This is a genomic window from Microbacterium sp. NPDC057944 (assembly GCF_042887445.1).
GTDB classification, from domain to species: domain Bacteria; phylum Actinomycetota; class Actinomycetes; order Actinomycetales; family Microbacteriaceae; genus Microbacterium; species Microbacterium natoriense.
This window is the reverse complement of sequence record NZ_JBHVPJ010000001.1, coordinates 694,153-709,746: the sequence shown is the minus strand read 5'-3', so window position 1 is coordinate 709,746 and position 15,594 is coordinate 694,153. Positions and strand designations below refer to the sequence as shown.

At 69.7% G+C, this 15,594-nt stretch carries 14 protein-coding genes; 9 read left to right on the top strand and 5 right to left on the bottom strand.

The window, feature by feature from the left end; genetic code table 11:
• The first annotated feature begins 40 nt into the window (after positions 1-40).
• Both ACFVRO_RS03165 and ACFVRO_RS03160 read left to right on the top strand, forming a co-directional pair.
• Positions 41-958, top strand: a complete 918-nt coding sequence (locus ACFVRO_RS03165) for an ABC transporter substrate-binding protein (protein ID WP_386949143.1) — start codon at positions 41-43, stop codon at positions 956-958.
• A gap of 114 nt (positions 959-1,072) precedes the next feature.
• Entirely contained in the window at positions 1,073-1,438 is a 366-nt protein-coding gene (locus tag ACFVRO_RS03160; protein ID WP_386949140.1) for a hypothetical protein, read from the top strand.
• A 76-nt stretch (positions 1,439-1,514) separates the two neighbouring features.
• Here the strand turns inward: ACFVRO_RS03160 and ACFVRO_RS03155 are convergent, their stop codons facing one another.
• Complete coding sequence (locus ACFVRO_RS03155) at positions 1,515-2,711, bottom strand: AI-2E family transporter (protein WP_386949139.1); 1,197 nt, start codon at positions 2,709-2,711, stop codon at positions 1,515-1,517.
• A gap of 43 nt (positions 2,712-2,754) precedes the next feature.
• On the opposite strand from ACFVRO_RS03155, the gene ACFVRO_RS03150 reads away from it, so the two are divergent.
• Both ACFVRO_RS03150 and ACFVRO_RS03145 read left to right on the top strand, forming a co-directional pair.
• Positions 2,755-3,054, top strand: a complete 300-nt coding sequence (locus ACFVRO_RS03150; protein ID WP_386949136.1) for a chorismate mutase — start codon at positions 2,755-2,757, stop codon at positions 3,052-3,054.
• Positions 3,055-3,192: 138 nt separating this feature from the next.
• A complete protein-coding gene (locus ACFVRO_RS03145; protein ID WP_386949133.1) occupies positions 3,193-4,353 on the top strand; it encodes an ROK family protein in 1,161 nt (386 codons plus the stop codon).
• A gap of 366 nt (positions 4,354-4,719) precedes the next feature.
• Here ACFVRO_RS03145 and ACFVRO_RS03140 read toward each other — a convergent pair whose 3' ends face one another.
• From ACFVRO_RS03140 to ACFVRO_RS03130, 3 genes are read right to left on the bottom strand one after another with little or no spacing between them, the layout of a single operon-like run.
• Positions 4,720-5,640 carry a carbohydrate ABC transporter permease gene (locus ACFVRO_RS03140; RefSeq protein WP_181155931.1) on the bottom strand — a complete coding sequence of 307 codons (921 nt, stop codon included), beginning with the start codon at positions 5,638-5,640 and terminating at the stop codon, positions 4,720-4,722.
• Positions 5,641-5,642: 2 nt separating this feature from the next.
• Positions 5,643-6,614: a carbohydrate ABC transporter permease gene (locus ACFVRO_RS03135; RefSeq protein ID WP_105675786.1), complete on the bottom strand. Its 972-nt coding sequence runs from the start codon at positions 6,612-6,614 to the stop codon at positions 5,643-5,645.
• Positions 6,615-6,646: 32 nt separating this feature from the next.
• Positions 6,647-7,897 carry an extracellular solute-binding protein gene (locus ACFVRO_RS03130; RefSeq protein ID WP_386949130.1) on the bottom strand — a complete coding sequence of 417 codons (1,251 nt, stop codon included), beginning with the start codon at positions 7,895-7,897 and terminating at the stop codon, positions 6,647-6,649.
• Positions 7,898-8,239: 342 nt separating this feature from the next.
• Between ACFVRO_RS03130 and ACFVRO_RS03125 the strand changes: the two genes are divergently transcribed.
• From ACFVRO_RS03125 to ACFVRO_RS03105, 5 genes are read left to right on the top strand one after another with little or no spacing between them, the layout of a single operon-like run.
• Positions 8,240-9,136, top strand: a complete 897-nt coding sequence (locus ACFVRO_RS03125; protein ID WP_105675782.1) for an SIS domain-containing protein — start codon at positions 8,240-8,242, stop codon at positions 9,134-9,136.
• The gene (locus tag ACFVRO_RS03120; RefSeq protein ID WP_386949127.1) at positions 9,133-10,134 is read left to right on the top strand and encodes an ROK family protein; all 1,002 of its coding nucleotides are present in this window, start codon (positions 9,133-9,135) and stop codon (positions 10,132-10,134) included. Before ACFVRO_RS03125 ends, ACFVRO_RS03120 begins: the two co-directional genes overlap by 4 nt.
• On the top strand, positions 10,131-11,063 hold the full coding sequence (locus ACFVRO_RS03115) for a 1-phosphofructokinase family hexose kinase (protein ID WP_386949124.1): 933 nt from the start codon (positions 10,131-10,133) through the stop codon (positions 11,061-11,063). The genes ACFVRO_RS03120 and ACFVRO_RS03115 overlap by 4 nt, the downstream gene beginning before the upstream one ends.
• Positions 11,060-11,899 carry a ketose-bisphosphate aldolase gene (locus ACFVRO_RS03110; RefSeq protein WP_386949121.1) on the top strand — a complete coding sequence of 280 codons (840 nt, stop codon included), beginning with the start codon at positions 11,060-11,062 and terminating at the stop codon, positions 11,897-11,899. Before ACFVRO_RS03115 ends, ACFVRO_RS03110 begins: the two co-directional genes overlap by 4 nt.
• Before the next feature lie 36 nt (positions 11,900-11,935).
• The gene (locus tag ACFVRO_RS03105; RefSeq protein ID WP_344013585.1) at positions 11,936-12,715 is read left to right on the top strand and encodes a DeoR/GlpR family DNA-binding transcription regulator; all 780 of its coding nucleotides are present in this window, start codon (positions 11,936-11,938) and stop codon (positions 12,713-12,715) included.
• A 418-nt stretch (positions 12,716-13,133) separates the two neighbouring features.
• Here ACFVRO_RS03105 and ACFVRO_RS03100 read toward each other — a convergent pair whose 3' ends face one another.
• Positions 13,134-15,557 carry a CHAT domain-containing protein gene (locus ACFVRO_RS03100; RefSeq protein ID WP_386949118.1) on the bottom strand — a complete coding sequence of 808 codons (2,424 nt, stop codon included), beginning with the start codon at positions 15,555-15,557 and terminating at the stop codon, positions 13,134-13,136.
• Positions 15,558-15,594 lie beyond the last annotated feature (37 nt).

The window sequence follows — 15,594 nt, the reverse complement described above, 5'->3', positions numbered from 1 at the left end:
CAGCACTCGACACCCCAGAAGTCCCAGAGAAGAGGAAGTCATGTTCACAGCACGACGCACGCGCACAGCCTTCGCGGTCGGCCTGGTCGCCGCCGCCGCACTCGCCCTCTCGGCGTGTGGATCGAGCAACCCGCTCGACACCCCGTCCGAGTCCAGCTCCAGCGGGGGCGGCGACACGATCGTCGTCGGCTCGCAGGCGTACTACTCCAACGAGATCATCGCCGAGATCTACGCCCAGGCGCTCGAGGATGCCGGCTTCACGGTCGAGAAGAAGCTCAACATCGGTCAGCGCGACGCGTACATGCCCGAGGTCGAGTCGGGGGTGATCAACGTCTTCCCCGAGTACACCGGCAGCCTGCTGGAGTACCTCGACAAGGGCGCCGACGTCACCAACCCTGATGACGTGTACGCGGCTCTGAAGGAGGCGCTGCCCAAGGGGCTCACCGCTCTCGACTACGCGGAGGCGTCCGACCAGGACACCTACACCGTGCTCAAGAGCTTCGCCGAGGAGCACGGCCTGAAGACGATCGCCGACCTCTCTAAGGTCACGACGCCGGTCACGGTCGGCGCCGCGCCCGAGTTCGAGCAGCGCCCCTACGGCCCCGCCGCGGCCAAGGAGATCTACGGCGTGAGCCTCGACTTCTCGGCCACCGGTCCGACGACGCTCGAGTCGCTGCTCGCGGGCGAGATCCAGGTCGCCGACATCTACACCGCCGACCCGGCCTTCCAGACGAAGGACATCGTGGCGCTGGAGGATCCGAAGAACATGATCCTCGCCTCCAACGTCGTGCCGATCGTGTCGAGCGACATCTCCGACAAGGTGTCGAAGGTGCTCAACGCGATCAGCGCCAAGCTCACCGCCGATGAGCTCGTCGCCCTCAACGTGCAGAGCACGGTCGACCAGAAGTCGTCGGCCGACATCGCGAAGGCCTGGCTGAAGGAGCAGGGCCTGGTCTGATCGAGTGCGGAAGGGGCCTTCGGACGACAGTCCGAAGGCCCCTTCCGTGTACGTGCGGTGTGGCCGAAGGGAGCGGCCTGAGAGGATGGAGCGTATGGCAACGGAAACTTCGGCATGATCTCGAAGCGCGATCTCGCCCAGCGGCTCGACATCTCCCTGGAGATGGCCGACCGTCACGGTTTCGGCGACGGCGTGAGCGAGTCCGAGCTCGCGGCGCTCGAGCAGGATCCGCCCGCATGGCTCGTGCAGTCCCGATCGAACCGCAAGAAGGGCGCGCGCCCCGTCTGGGTCACGTTGACCTGCGATGTGTGCGGCTATTCCGAGGCAGCGAGACCGAAGAAGTGGTGGCCCGAGTTCACCTCCGTGATCTGCCGCCAGCACTCATCCGACGAACTCCCGAAACCGGCCGACGGGCTGCATCGCGGCTACTTCGAGGGCGTCGGAAGCCGGTTCGTCGGCATCCTCGACCAGGATCTCTGACCCCCTAGAAGAGCGCAGAGCATCCCGAATCGACCCGGGATGCGCCCCTTCGCGCGATGCGAGAGCGGGGCTGCGACTACACCCGGGCGTCCTGCCGGGGCACCAGGACCTGGTTGATGATGATGAGGATGGATGCCGCGACCGGCACCGCCACGAGTGCGCCGAGGAGTCCGAGCAGCGTGCCGCCGGCGAGTGCGCCGATGACCACGAGCGAGCCGGGGATCGAGATCGCCCTGTTCATCACGCGCGGGGTGATGACGTACGCCTCGACCTGCATGTACACGAGGTACACGATGCCGAAGACCAGCGCGGCGAGCGGGTTCGTGAACAGCGCGAGGCCGGTGCCGATGATCCAGAACATCACCGAGCCGACGAGCGGGATCAGGGTGATGCAGAACGCGACCGTGGCCATCAGCGGCGGGAACGGCAGACCGAGGAACAGGTAGAGCAGGAACGCGAGCAGTGCGTTGAAGAACGCGAGCACGACCATCCCCATGACGTAGCCGCCGACTGAGTCGGTGATCTGCTCGGTGATGTCGGCAGCCCTGGCGCGGTCACGGGCGGGGGCGAGGCGCAGCAGGGAGGTCTTGATGCCGGGGAGCGTGGCGACGAAGTACAGCGTGAGCACGAGCACGACGATCGCCCCGGAGATGCCCGTCGCGATGCCGGCGCCGATCTTGAGCGCGCCCCCGCCGATCGTGGCGATGTTGCCCGGGTTGGTGAGGAACTTCTGGATGTCGGCGACGAGGTCTTCGAACTGGTCGCCGAACTGCTTCTCGAGCGTGGCGTAGATGTCGCTGCGCGTGAAGTCCTGGATCATCGAGGGCACCGAGCGCACGAAGCTCGCGACCTGCTCGATGACGATGGGGAGCACCATCCAGAGGATGAGCGCCACGATGACGATCAGGGAGAGGATGACGACGAGCACCGCGATCGAGCGGGAGAGTCCTCTGCGCTCCAGGAACCGCACCGCCGGGTCGAGGCCCAGGGCGGCGAAGAGGGCGAGGGCGATGTAGATGAGCACGGTCGACAGGCTCGTCACCGCGAGGCCGAGCACGATCGCCCCGAGGCCCCCGAGCGTCACCAGGAAGCCGAAGACGAACGGGCGGTCGATGCGGGTCCAGAACGAGCGGCTCGGCGTCATCGGCTCGATCACCACCGGCCGCGGGGTGAGCGGGGCAGGGGCCTGCGCGGCGGGTGCCGCCGTCTCCTCGACGGGGACGGATGCTGCGCCCGTGGCGCTCTCGGACGGCGCCGATTCTTCTTCGCTCATGTGCTCACGATAGCGGGCGGGTGCGGGACCGTAGAGTAAGACCATGACCGACGCCGTGGACCCGAAGTCCGAACTTCTCCGACTGCGCGCGACCATCGACAACATCGATGCGGCGCTCATCTTCATGCTCGCCGAGCGCTTCCGCGCGACGCAGCAGGTCGGGCACCTCAAGGCGGATCATGCGATGCCGGCATCCGACCCAGGGCGCGAGGAGCAGCAGGTCGCTCGACTGCGCGCTCTCGCGGAGCAGGCCCATCTGGACCCGGAGTTCGCGGAGAAGTGGTTCAAGTTCGTCGTGGCGGAGGTCATCCGTCATCACACCGAAGCCGCCGAAGGCCGCTGAGATGATTCCCCGGGCGGACGACGGTGTGTGCAGCACTCATCCGCCCGGGGCAGTCAACTTAGTTTATTGAATAAACTATGATCGAGGGTACGCAGTGACCCGATCCCTGTCAACCATTTTCGACAACGGAATCCGCCCATGCTGAACAGCGATGATGCTCTCGACACGCAGGCGTCCGTGCGCCGGGCGAACCTCCGCCGTGCGCTGCAGCTCGTGTTCCGCGGGTCAGGGGCGCAGACCAGGGCCGGCATCGCCCGCGCGACGGGGCTGACGGCCGCCACGGCATCCTCCCTGGTCGCCGAGCTCATCGAGAGCCGCCTCGTCGTCGAGGGGGCGCAGGCCGCGAGCACCGGCGGCAAGAGGGCCACCACCCTGAGCGTGGATGCCGCGCACCACCTCATCCTCGTCATGGTGATCCGCCCGACGGATGCACGCCTCGCCCTCGTGGCGCTGGACGGCTCCGAGGTGGACACGCGCCGGATCGAATACACGGCGGAGAGCCGCGACGATCTGATCCGCGACGCGGTCGCGCAGATCGCGGCCGAGCACGGCGACCGGCTGCTCATCGCGGGCGCCCAGCTGCCCGGAACGACCGACGGGCGTTCGGTGCTCGAGAGCGTGCAGCTCGGCTGGAGCGACGTGCCCCTCGCCGAGCGGCTGGAGTCGCTGCTCGACGTTCCCGTCCTGCTCGTGAACGACGTGGATGCCGAGGCCATCGCCGAGGCCGCCATGGAGGATGAGGCATCGGGCTACCGCCTCTTCATCCACATCGGCGTGGGCATCGGCGCGGCCGTGACCCTCGACGGGGAGCTCGCCCCCGGTCCCCGCGACCGTGCGGGCGAGATCGGGCACGTGCAGGTCGAGTTCGGCGACGAGGCGCGGCAATGCCGGTGCGGGCGTTACGGATGCCTGGAGTCGGCGTCGTCGATGACCGCGATGCTCGGCGACGACTTCACCGACGCCATGGACGACGGCGTGATCACCGCGCTCGCCGCGGGCGTCGACGAGCACGTGTTCGCGGAGGGCGCCAGGGCGCTCGCCCGCACGATCAAGCTCATCGCCGCGGTGCTCGACGCAGCGGAGGTCGTGATCGGCGGCCCCGTGCGGGCGCTCGGCGAGCCCTTCCTGGAGCTCGTGCGCGCCGACCTCGACTACGCGGCGACGGGCACCGCGCGCGTGCCGGTGAGGTACGCCGACGCGGGAGCCGTCATCTCGACGGGTGTGGCGCAGTTCGCGCTCACGGCGGCGCTCGGCGTGCGCTGGAGCCCCGACCAGCTGCGGACGGCATCCGCTCACTGATCCGCTCCCGCGTCGTGTCGCGTCGGGTTCCGTCGGGTATCGCGCTGCTATTCGCTGGGTTTCGCGCTGCTGTTCGATTGAGTTCGCGCTGCTGTTCGCTGGGTTCCGGCCCGGACGGGGTAGGTCCGCGCTGCTGTTCGCTGAAGACGCTGTCGATATGTCTGCAGCGCGTGCAGGGATGGGCCGCGTGACATGGAGAAGTGCAGCGCGTGCAGAGATGGGCCGCGCAAACCCGGGGATGGGCCGCGCGACCCGGAGGAGAGCAGCGCATGCAGGGGCGCGCAACGCGGGAAACAGCGCCCCAGGACCCGCAGCAGAAGGGCCCCGGATGCCGCAGCATCCGGGGCCCTTCTGGCGAACGGGGGCCTACTTCACGGAGCCCGCCGTGAGGCCGCCGACGAGGCGCTTCTCGATGAGCATGAACAGGATGACCACCGGCAGGATCGCGACGATCGAGACGCCGAACACGTACTGCCAGCTTGTCTCGTACTGGCCGACGAACTTGGTCAGCGCCACGGAGAGCGGCTGGTTCTTGTCGGTGGAGAGGATGACGAGCGATGCGGCGAACTCGTTCCAGCAGGCCACGAAGGTGAACACGATCGCGGTCACGATGCCCGGCCACACGAGCGGCAGGTTGATCTTGAACAGCACCGTGAAGCGCCCGGCGCCGTCGATCTGCGCGGCCTCGTCGACCTCCTTGGGGATGCCGGCGAAGAAGGAATGCATGATCCACACCGCGAACGACAGGTTGAACGCGGCGTTGATGAAGATCATCGCGGCCCACGTGTCGCCGAGCCCCAGTGTCGTGAACTGACGGAACAGACCCGAGGTCAGCACCGCGGGCTGCAGCATCTGCGTCACGATCACCAGGAACAGGAACACCATGCGGCCGGGGAACTTGAACCGGGCCGTGTAGTACGCGGCCGGCAGTGAGACGACGAGCACCAGGAGCGTCGCGAAGACGGCGATGATGATGGTCGAGATCAGGTTGTACGGCAGCGGCGTCTCGGGCGTCGACCACATCGTGACGAAGTTCTCCCAGTGCCACTCCGTGGGGAAGTAGGTGGGATTCACGGAGCGGATCTGCGGCTTGGTCTTCACCGAGCCGAAGAACATGATCAGGTACGGGAGCACGAAGATCAGGAGCACCAGCAGGCCGGCGGCCATGCGCAGGATGACGCGGGGCAGCGACACCTGGTCCTCGGTGTAGCGGCGCTTGCGGCCGATCTGCGGAGCACGGGCCCCGGTGCCGCGGGTGGTGACGAGGGCGGTCTCGGTCACGGTCATGATCAGACCTCCTTCATGGGCTTGACGGCCTTGACGTAGATCGCGACGATCACGATCACGATGAGGAAGGCGACGACCGACAGGGCGCTGGCGACGTCGACCTTCTTCTGCAGCTCGATGTACTTGAAGATCATCGTCATGATCGTGTCGGCGCCGTAGCCGGGGATCGACCCGGTCATGACCTTCAGGATCGGCAGCGAGTTGAACACGTTGATGATGTTGATGAGGATGGCGACCGCGAGGGCGCTGCGCAGCTGGGGGACGACGATGGTCCAGTAGGTGCGGGTGGCTCCGGCTCCATCCATCTTCGCGGCCTCGAGGGTGTCGGCTGGCACCGTCTGGAGCCCGGCGAGGATCGTGTAGGTCGTGAAGGGGAGCGAGACGAAGATCGCGATCACGATCGACCAGATGAACGCCGTGGTGGGGTTCTTGGTCCAGCCGAAGCCGACCTGGTCGTCGGACAGCCCGATGTCGTACAGGAACTTGTTGAAGATGCCGAAGTACGGCTCGAGGCTGTAGTAGAAGACCATCGTGGTCATGACGACGGATGCCGCCCACGGGACGATCACGGCCATCCGCACGATCTGCCGGCCGGGGAAGGCCTTGTTCAGGATCTGCGCGAGGGCGAGCGAGATGAGCACCGTGAAGAGCACCACGGTCACCACCCACACGATGGTGCGGAAGAAGATCGGCCAGAACTCCGCGAATGCGAACACTGTGGCGAAGTTCTCGAGGCCGACCGACCCCTTGTCGAGACCCGAGAGCGAGATGTCGCGGGTCGAGTTGTAGAACATCACGCCGGCGGGGAAGAGCACGACGCCGATGATGAGCACCAGGGCCGGTGCGATCCAGGGCAGCGCCTGGAGGAGATCCTTCATGCCCGGCTTGCCGCGTGCGGCGCCGGAGGCCTTCGGGGTGCGGGGGCGGCTGTCAGCCGCCCCCGCGAGGTTCGAGGACTCTGTTGTCTGGCTCATGGTTGTACCCGAACCTCTCCCTTTCCGGCGGATCAGCCCGCGTCGACCTGGGCCTGGATCTGCTTCAGGACGTCAGCGGCGGACTGCGACTGGAGCTGGCCGAACAGCGACTTGAAGGCGCCGTCGGTGGCCGACCACTTGGGGTTCGTCGACGGGTAGAACTGCGCGTCCGGCAGCACGTCGAGGAACGGCTTCAGCTTCTCGTCGCCGTTGAGCTTCTCGGCGCCCGACTTGGTGACGGGGAGGAAGCCCTCGGCCTGCACCCACGGCACGTAGACGTCGGCGGAGTAGTAGTAGTCGAAGAACTTGGTGATCGCCTCCTTCTTGTCACCGTCGTTCTGGAACGCCATCAGCTGGTCCATGACGCCGAGCGTGAACGGCGAGCCGTCCTTGGTCGGGATCGGGACGATCGAGTAGTCGAGGTCGGGGTTGCCCTCTTCGATCTGGCCGACCGTCGGCGGGAGGCCGACCTGCATGCCGATCTTGCCCTGGATGAAGATGTCCATCAGCGGCGAACGCTGCGTGGAGCCCGGGTCGGCCTGCGTCGCACCCGCGTCGATCATCTTCTTGATCTGTTCGGCGCCGACGAGGTTCTCGGGGGTGTCGATCGTGATGTCCTTCGCGTCGCCGAACGAGCCGCCGCCGCCCCACAGCCACACGGCCGCCTCGGCCTGAGCCTCTTCGGAGCCGAGCGGCATGCCGTAGCCGGAGACGCCGCCGCCGAGTGCGGAGACCTTGGTCGCGGCATCCAGCAGCTCGTCCCAGTTGGTCGGAGCCTCGACACCGGCCTGCTTCAGCAGTGCGTTGTTCACGAACAGGGCGCGCGCCGATGCGATGAGCGGGAGGGCGTAGGCGGTGCCGTCGACCTCGGCGTTCTTCAGGAAGGCGTCCTGGAAGTCAGAGTACGTGTCCGCCGAGACGACGTCCTTGGCCGGGTACAGCAGGTCATCGCCGACGAAGCCGGCGAAGGGGCCGCCGTTGTAGATGTCGGGGGCGTCGTTCGCCTGGATCTTGGTGGAGACGACCTTCTCGAGGTTGTCCCACGACTGCACCTCGAGCTTCACCTTGATGTCGGGGTTCTCCTTCTCGAACCCCTTGATGACGTCCTCCCAGAGGCCCTTGGTGGCGTCGGAGTAGCTGGGGACGAGGAGGTCGAGCGTGGTCGCGCCGCCGGCATCGCCGCCGCCGTCGCCGCCGGTGGAGCCGCCGAACCCGCACGAAGCGAGCGAGAGCGTGGCGACGGCCGCAACAGCGGCTGCGCCGAATCGCAGTGACTTCTTCATGTGTATTGCATTCCTCACTGTGTGTGTCCGCCGCCTCGGAGGAGAGCGGTGGTCTGCCCTCCAGTGGAGAGGCGGGTAGTGCACAGTCGCGAACACTTTCACGCGACGGTGCGTGTGATCCCCGATCTTGCGGGAAGGGGGACCATGTGAGCCGGATGGGCTCTGGGCGACCTCTTCGTCGACGGGATCAGCGGAGAGGCGGTGGAACTTGTTCGATTATTTGTCAGGAGAACAAACAAAATCAAGAAGAACCTTGCAATGATCTTCTTTGACGACATACTATGATCGAATCAAGCTTCAAACAATCACAATCACGCAAACTTTCCTCTGGAGGGGTCGATCATGACCGAACTTCTGCCCGGCGCGCACATGCGCGAAGAGCTCAACTCGCAGCCCGACACCTGGGCGCGGGCGGCCGATCTGCGCGACGAGCAGGCGCTCCTCCCGGCGGCCGGCGCACGCATCGCGGTCGTCGGATGCGGCACCTCCTGGTTCATCGCCCAGTCCTACGCCGCGCTGCGCGAGAACGCCGGCCTCGGCGAGACCGACGCGTTCGCGGCATCCGAGGCGTTCATCGACCGCGACTACGACGCGGTCGTCGCCCTCACCCGCTCCGGCACGACCACCGAGGTGCTCGAGCTCGTCGAGAAGATCAAGGGCCGCGTCCCCGTCGTCGGCGTGATCGGCGACCCCACCTCGCCGCTGGTGTCGCTCGTCGACGAGGCCGTGCTGCTGCCGTTCGCCGACGAGAAGTCGGTCGTGCAGACCCGCTTCGCCACGACCGCCCTCGCACTGTTCCGCGCCTCGCTCGGCGAGGACCTCACCAGCGCGATCGACGACGCCAGGGGCGTGCTCGCCGGCGTCGACGACGACGGACTGCGGGATGCCGACCAGTACTCCTTCCTCGGACGCGGCTGGACGATCGGCCTCGCCCACGAGGCGGCGCTGAAGATGCGCGAGTCCTCGCAGTCGTGGACCGAGTCGTACCCGTCGATGGACTACCGCCACGGCCCGATCGCGATCGCCGCCCCCGGCCGCGTCACCTGGCAGTTCGGCGAGGCCCCCGAAGGGCTCGCGGCGCAGGTCGAGGCCACGGGGGCGCGTTTCGTGCAGAACCCGATCGACCCGATGGCCGACCTCGTGCGCCTGCACCGCGTGGCCCTCGACCGCGCCGTCGTGCGCGGGCTTGACCCCGACCAGCCCCGCAACCTCTCGCGTTCCGTCATCCTGGATGCATGATGGCCTCCCCTGATCCGAGCGACACCGCACCCGTACCCGATGTCGTGAAGGACGCCTCCGGCGAGCGACTCGCCTCGGTGCGGTCGCTCGGACAGGGGGCGCCGGTGCTCGCGTTCGACGTGGGCGGCACCGACATCAAGTCCGCGCTGTTCGACGCCGACGGCATCGCGCGAGGTCTCCGCCGCACGCCGACGCCGGTGGCCGACGGTGACCGCACCGGCGTGCTGATCGAGCGCCTCGGCGTGCTCGCCGCCGAGCTCACGGCCGACCACCCCGACGTGGTGCCGCAGGCGGTCGGCCTCGTGGTTCCCGGCATCGTCGACGCGGATGCCGGGCTCGGCGTCTTCGCCAGCAACCTGGGGTGGCACGACGCGCCCATCCGCGACCTCGCGGCCGCGGAGCTGGGTCTCCCCGTGGGCTTCGACCACGATGTGCGCGCCGCGAGCTGGGCGGAGCACCGCCTCGGCGGCGCCCGCGCCTATGCGAACTCCGTCGTCCTCGTGATCGGCACCGGCATCGCGGGCGCCCTCCTCGTGGGCGGCGTCCCCTACACCGCAGGCGGGTACGCCGGAGAGATCGGGCACTCCCCGATCGCCGACGGTCCGATCTGCGCGTGCGGCGCCCGCGGATGCCTGGAGGCCGTGGCCTCGGCCGGAGCCATCGCCCGCCGCTACCGTGAAGCCACCGGCGTCACGCCGGACGGCGCGAAGGACGTGATCGCCCGCGCGGCCGCCGGTGACCAGATCGCAGCGGACATCTGGAACTCCGCGCTCGACGCGCTGACCATGTCGCTCGCGCAACTCACCGCGGTCGTCGCGCCCGAGGCCGTCGTGATCGGCGGAGGTCTGTCGCGCGCCGGCGGGGCGCTGTTCGACGAACTGCGCTCGCGACTCGCCGCACGACTGAGCTTCCACCGCCTGCCCGAGCTCGTACCCGCCGAGCTCTCCGGAAACGCGGGGCTGATCGGCGCCGCGCTGCGCGCGAGGGAGCTCGTATGATCCTCACGGTCACCCCGAACCCCGCGCTCGACCTCACCTGGCGCGTCGACCGCCTCACGGTCGGCGAGACGCACAGGGCGGATGCCGGCGCCGCACGCGCCGGAGGCAAGGGCCTCAACGTCGCCAGAGTCGCGCACGCGCAGGGCGCTGACGTCGTCGCCGTGACCACGGTCGGCGGCAGGGCGGGCGCCGACTTCGCCGACGAGCTCGTGCTCTCCGGAGTGCCCCACGCGCTCGTCCAGGTCGCCGGACCCACGCGGCAGAGCGTGGCGATCGTCGACGAGCACCTCGGCGACACCACCGTCGTCAACGAGCGCGGCGTCAACCCGACCGACGAGGAATGGGGCGCCCTGCTCGCCGAGGTCGTCGAACGGCTGCCCGCCGCCGACGTCCTGGTGATCTCGGGGAGCCTTCCGCCCGGTGCTCCCCGCACGCTCCTCCCGCTCCTGATCGGCGTCGGCCGGGACGCCGGGGTGCCGGTCATCGTCGACACCTCCGGCCCCGCGCTGCTGCAGGCGGCGGATGCCGGAGCGTCCGTCCTCAAGCCCAACGCCGCGGAGCTCGTCGACGCCACGAGCATCGCCGACCCCGTCGAGGGCGCCCGCTCGCTCATCGCGCGCGGCGTGGAGCTCGTGCTGCTGTCGCTGGGGGCCGACGGGATGCTCGCCGTGACGGCATCCGACGTCGTGCACGCCCGCCTCGACGCGCCTCTCGCCGGCAACCCGACCGGCGCCGGCGACGCCGGTGTCGCGGCATGCGCCGTGCTCTACGCGGAGGGCGAGCGCGACCCCGAGCGGATCCTCCGCCGCGCGACCTCCTGGTCGGCCGCGGCGGTGCTGATGCCCCTCGCCGGCGAGATCTCCGACACCTGGCCCGACCTCGACGCACGACTGAGCGTGCGCCCGTACGAACAGAAGGACCGCGAATGACCCTCGTCTCCGCCCGTGAACTCGTGACGGATGCTGCGACCCGCGGCACCGGCATCGGCGCGTTCAATGTGATCCACCTCGAGACCGCCGAGGGGCTGGTGCGCGCGTCGGAGCTGGCTGGACTCCCGGTGATCCTGCAGATCTCGCAGAACTGCGCCGACTACCACGGCGCCCTCGAGCCGATTGCGCTCGCGACGCTCGCGGTCGCACGGCGCTCATCGACTCCGGTCGCCGTCCACCTCGACCACGCCGAGCGTCCGGAGCTCGTCGACGAGGCGATCGCCCTCGGCTTCGGCTCGGTCATGTTCGACGGCGGCGCCCTCCCCTACGACGACAACGTCGCCCTCACCGCGGCGGTGGCCGCACGCGCGCACGCCGCGGGCGTCTACGTGGAGGGAGAGCTGGGCGAGGTCGGCGGAAAGGACGGCGCGCACGCGCCCGGCGTCCGCACCGACCCCGACGAGGCCAGGGCCTTCGTCGAGGCGACGGGCGTCGACGCGCTGGCCGTGGCGGTCGGCTCCTCGCACGCGATGCTCGACCGCTCGGCATCCCTCGACCTCGACCTCATCGCCCGTCTGCACGCCGCGCTCTCCGTGCCCCTGGTGCTGCACGGCTCCTCGGGTGTGGCGGATGCCGTCATCGCCGACGCCGTGCGCGCAGGCATGACGAAGATCAACGTCTCGACGCACCTGAACGGCTTCTTCACCAGGGCCGTCCGGTCGACGCTCGCCGCCGACGAGACGCTCGTCGACTCGCGCAAGTACCTGAAGCCCGCGCGCGAGGCGCTGGCCGACGAGGCCGCGCGGATGCTCCGGCTGTTCGCCCTGGAATCGTGAGGACGACCGCGGCGCCGGGTCGGGCAGGATGGTGACATGAAGCGCGCCGCCCGTCTCAACGCTATCCTCGACCTGCTCGCCGACGCCGGCGAGGTCACGGTCGAGGAGCTTGTCGAGCGCTTCGGCGCATCGCCGGCGACCACCCGCCGCGACCTCGACAGCCTCGCGGAGCAGCGGCTGCTCACCCGCACGCACGGCGGAGCGGTGGCCCAGGCGGTGGCCTACGAGCTGCCCATCCGGTACAAGAGCCACCTCCGCACGCAGCAGAAGGAGAGTATCGCCCAGGCGGCCGCCGCTCTCGTCATGCCCGGCATGGTCGTCGGGCTCTCGGGCGGGACGACGACGACAGCGATCGCCGCGGCCATCGCCGCACGGGAGGACCTCGCCGCAGGCGGCGGCATCACGGTCGTCACGAACGCGGTCAACATCGCGGCTCAGCTCGCGACCCGCCCCGACATCAAGGTGGTCGTCACGGGAGGGGTGATCCACTCGCGCACCTACGAGCTCGTCGGCCCCTTCGTGGAGCAGCTGCTCCGCGGCGTCCGGCTCGATCTCGCGTTCATCGGCGTGAACGGGATGGATGCCGCGGCCGGCGCCACCACGCAGGACGAGCGCGAGGCCGCGGTGAACCGGATGATGGCCGAGCGTGCGCGCCGTGCGGTCGTCGTGACCGACGGCAGCAAGCTCGGCGTCACGGCCTTCGCCAGCGTCGGCGGGGTGGAGCTGTTCCCCGTGGTGCTGACCGACGAAGACGCCGACGTCGACGCCGTCGCCGCGCTGCGCGCCGCCGGGTACGAGGTCATCACGGCATCCTGAGTCGCGTCTGCCGGGTCTCCCCTCCCCGCGGGTCGTTGAGCGAGCGGAGCGAGACGAAACGGGTGTGGTGAGTACGACTTCGACCAGGGTCGCGGGGACCGTGAGGCGTTTCGTCTCGGTCGCTGCGCTCCCTCGCTCAACGAGACCGTCTCCCTTGCCGGAGCGAGACGAAACGCAGTGAGGTGCGTATGACCCCTGTGCTGCGGCATGCGGGCGCCCATGAAGGAGGTGCCGCGGTTGCAACCGCGGCACCTCCGGGCAGATGGTGGCCTGTCGTATCCCTGCACTCCCCAGTGCACAGGTTCCCCAGTTCGACTGCGCCTCCCGCGCTCCGCCTTCTCGAAGCCCTTTCGCATGGCACCTTCTGTAGATCAGGAGCGGGTCCCCCCGGTTCTGATACAGCGATTGGAGAAAATCTTCAGAATCCGTTCCCGTGGCACTGGAAGGGGGCGCGCAGCCCGGTGGAGAGGGATGCCGCGGCCAGAGCGTCCGCGGCGTCGGCACCCGAGGCCAGCCCCTCGTGCACGGCGGAGAGGAGCTCGCCGGCCACGGCATCCGCCACCATCACGGGCGCCGCGATCACGCATCCGGTGCCCGCGTGCAGCCACACCCGCGTCATGCCGAGCGCCTCCTCTCCCCAGCGCACCGAGGAGCGACCCAGCTCGCACGCCGACAGCAGCACCGTCGCCGGCACGTGCGGGATGAGGTCGACGTCGTAGCCGAACAGGGTGCCGTCGGCGAGCTCGAGTCCGGAGAACATCGGGTTGCCCGTCGCGTGGCGTCCGTGCGCGGCGATGTGCAGCACGTCGGACTCCCCCGCGAGATCGGTGACGCTCGTGACGCGGGAGTCGTCGGCGGTGAGCAGGGTCGCCGATGGCCACGCCGCGGCCGCCCGTCTGATCTCCTCCTCCGCGCGGGGGACGCGCGGCCCGGCGGCGAACCCGGCCCTCGGCGCTCGCGTCCGGTCTGCGGTCGGGCGGTCGGCGAGCCAGCGCGACACCGAGGTCGCCAGGGTGAACGGGACCCCGGAGAGCCCAGGCAGCATGGCCCAGGGGATGCCGGCGAGGATGCCGGGGATCGTCAGCGCGAAGCGCCGTGCCTGCACCGCCGCGCGCACGGGGGCGAGCAGCGCGTCGTCGAGGACGCGCAGGCGCTCGTCGAGCGAGCGCTCCACCAGCGCGGCCATCGGTCCGCCGCGCGTGAGGGCGGCGACGTCGAGGTCGGCGCGGAGGCCGTCGAGGGCCCCGCGCACGCCGGGCCAGTCGAGCGGCACGATGCGGGAGTCGGATGCCGTCACCACGACGCACTGCAGCTCCGCACCGGTGAACACATAGGCGAGGATCGCGGTGTCGTCGGCGATCCGTCCCTGCGCGTCGGCGAGCTCGACACGTGTGCGGGTGCCGCCGACGCCCGTCGTCGACCACTGCCGTTCGCGCACGCGCGCCCGGAGTGCGCGCACCCTGGCGTCACCCGACCAGTCGGTTCCGGCGAGATCGGCGCGCAGCATCCGCAGTTCGGCGAGGTCGCCGGCGAGCTCAGGGTCGTGCGGCGGACGGACGGGCGCCACCTGCTGGCTCAGGTGCCGTGCGCGCTCGGACCACTCGAACAGCACGGCCGGGTCGCCCGTGCGCGCCGCGGCGGCGAGCCCCGCGAACATCAGATCGGCGCCGTGCATCGCGACGGATGCCTGCAGGTCGAGCGCTCCGAACGACTGCTGCCACGTCGTGAGCAGCTCCAGCCCGTCGGCGGCCGCGCGCAGCGCCTCGCGATCCCGCCCCGCCGCAGACGCGCGCACCGCCCTGACCTCCTGCGCATGCATCCGCAGCGGTGTGGGAGCGTCGGGCGGAAGGCGCGGCATCCGTCCGCGCCCGCCGAGCCGTGCGGTCAGCGTGAGCCCCGTGGCCTCGGTGCGGAAGCCGCGGCGACGGAGAGCGGATGCCGTGCGCGCGAACTCCGCAGGGTCCGTCCTCCCGCCTGCGCGCAACCGTGCGTCGAGACGCACCGCCTCGGCGCGGGTGGCCCATCCGTCGCTGCCGAGCGCCGTGAAGCGGCGGACCGCGGTGCGCGCCGTCCGCTCGGCCGCGCGGGGATCGTGCCGCAGCTGCGAGCGGGCGAGGTGGAACTCGGCCTCGCCGCGGGCCTGCCGCATCCGCTGCGCGCCGAACTGCACGGCCACCTCGGCGAGCAGAGCCTCCGCCTCGGTCGTGAGACCCGCGTCGCGGAGCACCTCGGCGCGGTCGAGATCGCCGATCGCGGCGGCCAGATCGCTCGTGGCCGCGAGCGCCGGTCGGGAGCGGGTCATCAGCGCGAGCGCCGCGACCAGGTCGCCGCCGAGCAGCGCCGCATAGCCGAGGTTGTGGCGGGCGCGGGCGAGCGCGTCCTCGGCGCCGGTCGCGGAGAACACGGCGATCGCGCGCTGCAGATCGGCCGTGCAGCCGTCGAGGTCATGGCGCTGCATGAGCACCATCGACCGATTCATCAGGAGGTTCGCGACCTCGGTCGTCTCGTCGCCGAGAAGCGCGATCGCCTGTGACAGCATCTCCTCCGCCCGCTCCAGACGGCCCGCGTGCATGAGGAGGGTGCCCAGCTGGCCCCGGAGGAGTGCGACGGTGTTCGTGCTCAGACCGGGGCGCCCCAGCAGCTCGTGGAGGAGGCTCTCCGCAGCGGCGTGCTCACCGGTCTGATCGAGGATGAACGCCGTGGTGCCGTCGATGCGGGCGCGGAGGTCGCCATCGTCGGTGCGGGCGGATGCCGCGGCCAGGTCTTTTCGGGCTCGACCGAACTGGCGGGAGTTCGCTGCCTCGATGCTGCGTCGGTGCAGTGCGCTCGCAGACAGGGCCATTCCTCCAGCATGGCCCTCTCGCGGGCGGTTGGGGAAG

Coding starts and splice junctions, on each gene's coding strand:
- ACFVRO_RS03165 (WP_386949143.1), top strand. CDS start 41: ATGTTCACAGCACGACGCACGCGCACAGCCTTCGCGGTCGGCCTGGTC.
- ACFVRO_RS03160 (WP_386949140.1), top strand. CDS start 1,073: ATGATCTCGAAGCGCGATCTCGCCCAGCGGCTCGACATCTCCCTGGAG.
- ACFVRO_RS03155 (WP_386949139.1), bottom strand. CDS start 2,711: ATGAGCGAAGAAGAATCGGCGCCGTCCGAGAGCGCCACGGGCGCAGCA.
- ACFVRO_RS03150 (WP_386949136.1), top strand. CDS start 2,755: ATGACCGACGCCGTGGACCCGAAGTCCGAACTTCTCCGACTGCGCGCG.
- ACFVRO_RS03145 (WP_386949133.1), top strand. CDS start 3,193: ATGCTGAACAGCGATGATGCTCTCGACACGCAGGCGTCCGTGCGCCGG.
- ACFVRO_RS03140 (WP_181155931.1), bottom strand. CDS start 5,640: ATGACCGTGACCGAGACCGCCCTCGTCACCACCCGCGGCACCGGGGCC.
- ACFVRO_RS03135 (WP_105675786.1), bottom strand. CDS start 6,614: ATGAGCCAGACAACAGAGTCCTCGAACCTCGCGGGGGCGGCTGACAGC.
- ACFVRO_RS03130 (WP_386949130.1), bottom strand. CDS start 7,897: ATGAAGAAGTCACTGCGATTCGGCGCAGCCGCTGTTGCGGCCGTCGCC.
- ACFVRO_RS03125 (WP_105675782.1), top strand. CDS start 8,240: ATGACCGAACTTCTGCCCGGCGCGCACATGCGCGAAGAGCTCAACTCG.
- ACFVRO_RS03120 (WP_386949127.1), top strand. CDS start 9,133: ATGATGGCCTCCCCTGATCCGAGCGACACCGCACCCGTACCCGATGTC.
- ACFVRO_RS03115 (WP_386949124.1), top strand. CDS start 10,131: ATGATCCTCACGGTCACCCCGAACCCCGCGCTCGACCTCACCTGGCGC.
- ACFVRO_RS03110 (WP_386949121.1), top strand. CDS start 11,060: ATGACCCTCGTCTCCGCCCGTGAACTCGTGACGGATGCTGCGACCCGC.
- ACFVRO_RS03105 (WP_344013585.1), top strand. CDS start 11,936: ATGAAGCGCGCCGCCCGTCTCAACGCTATCCTCGACCTGCTCGCCGAC.
- ACFVRO_RS03100 (WP_386949118.1), bottom strand. CDS start 15,557: ATGGCCCTGTCTGCGAGCGCACTGCACCGACGCAGCATCGAGGCAGCG.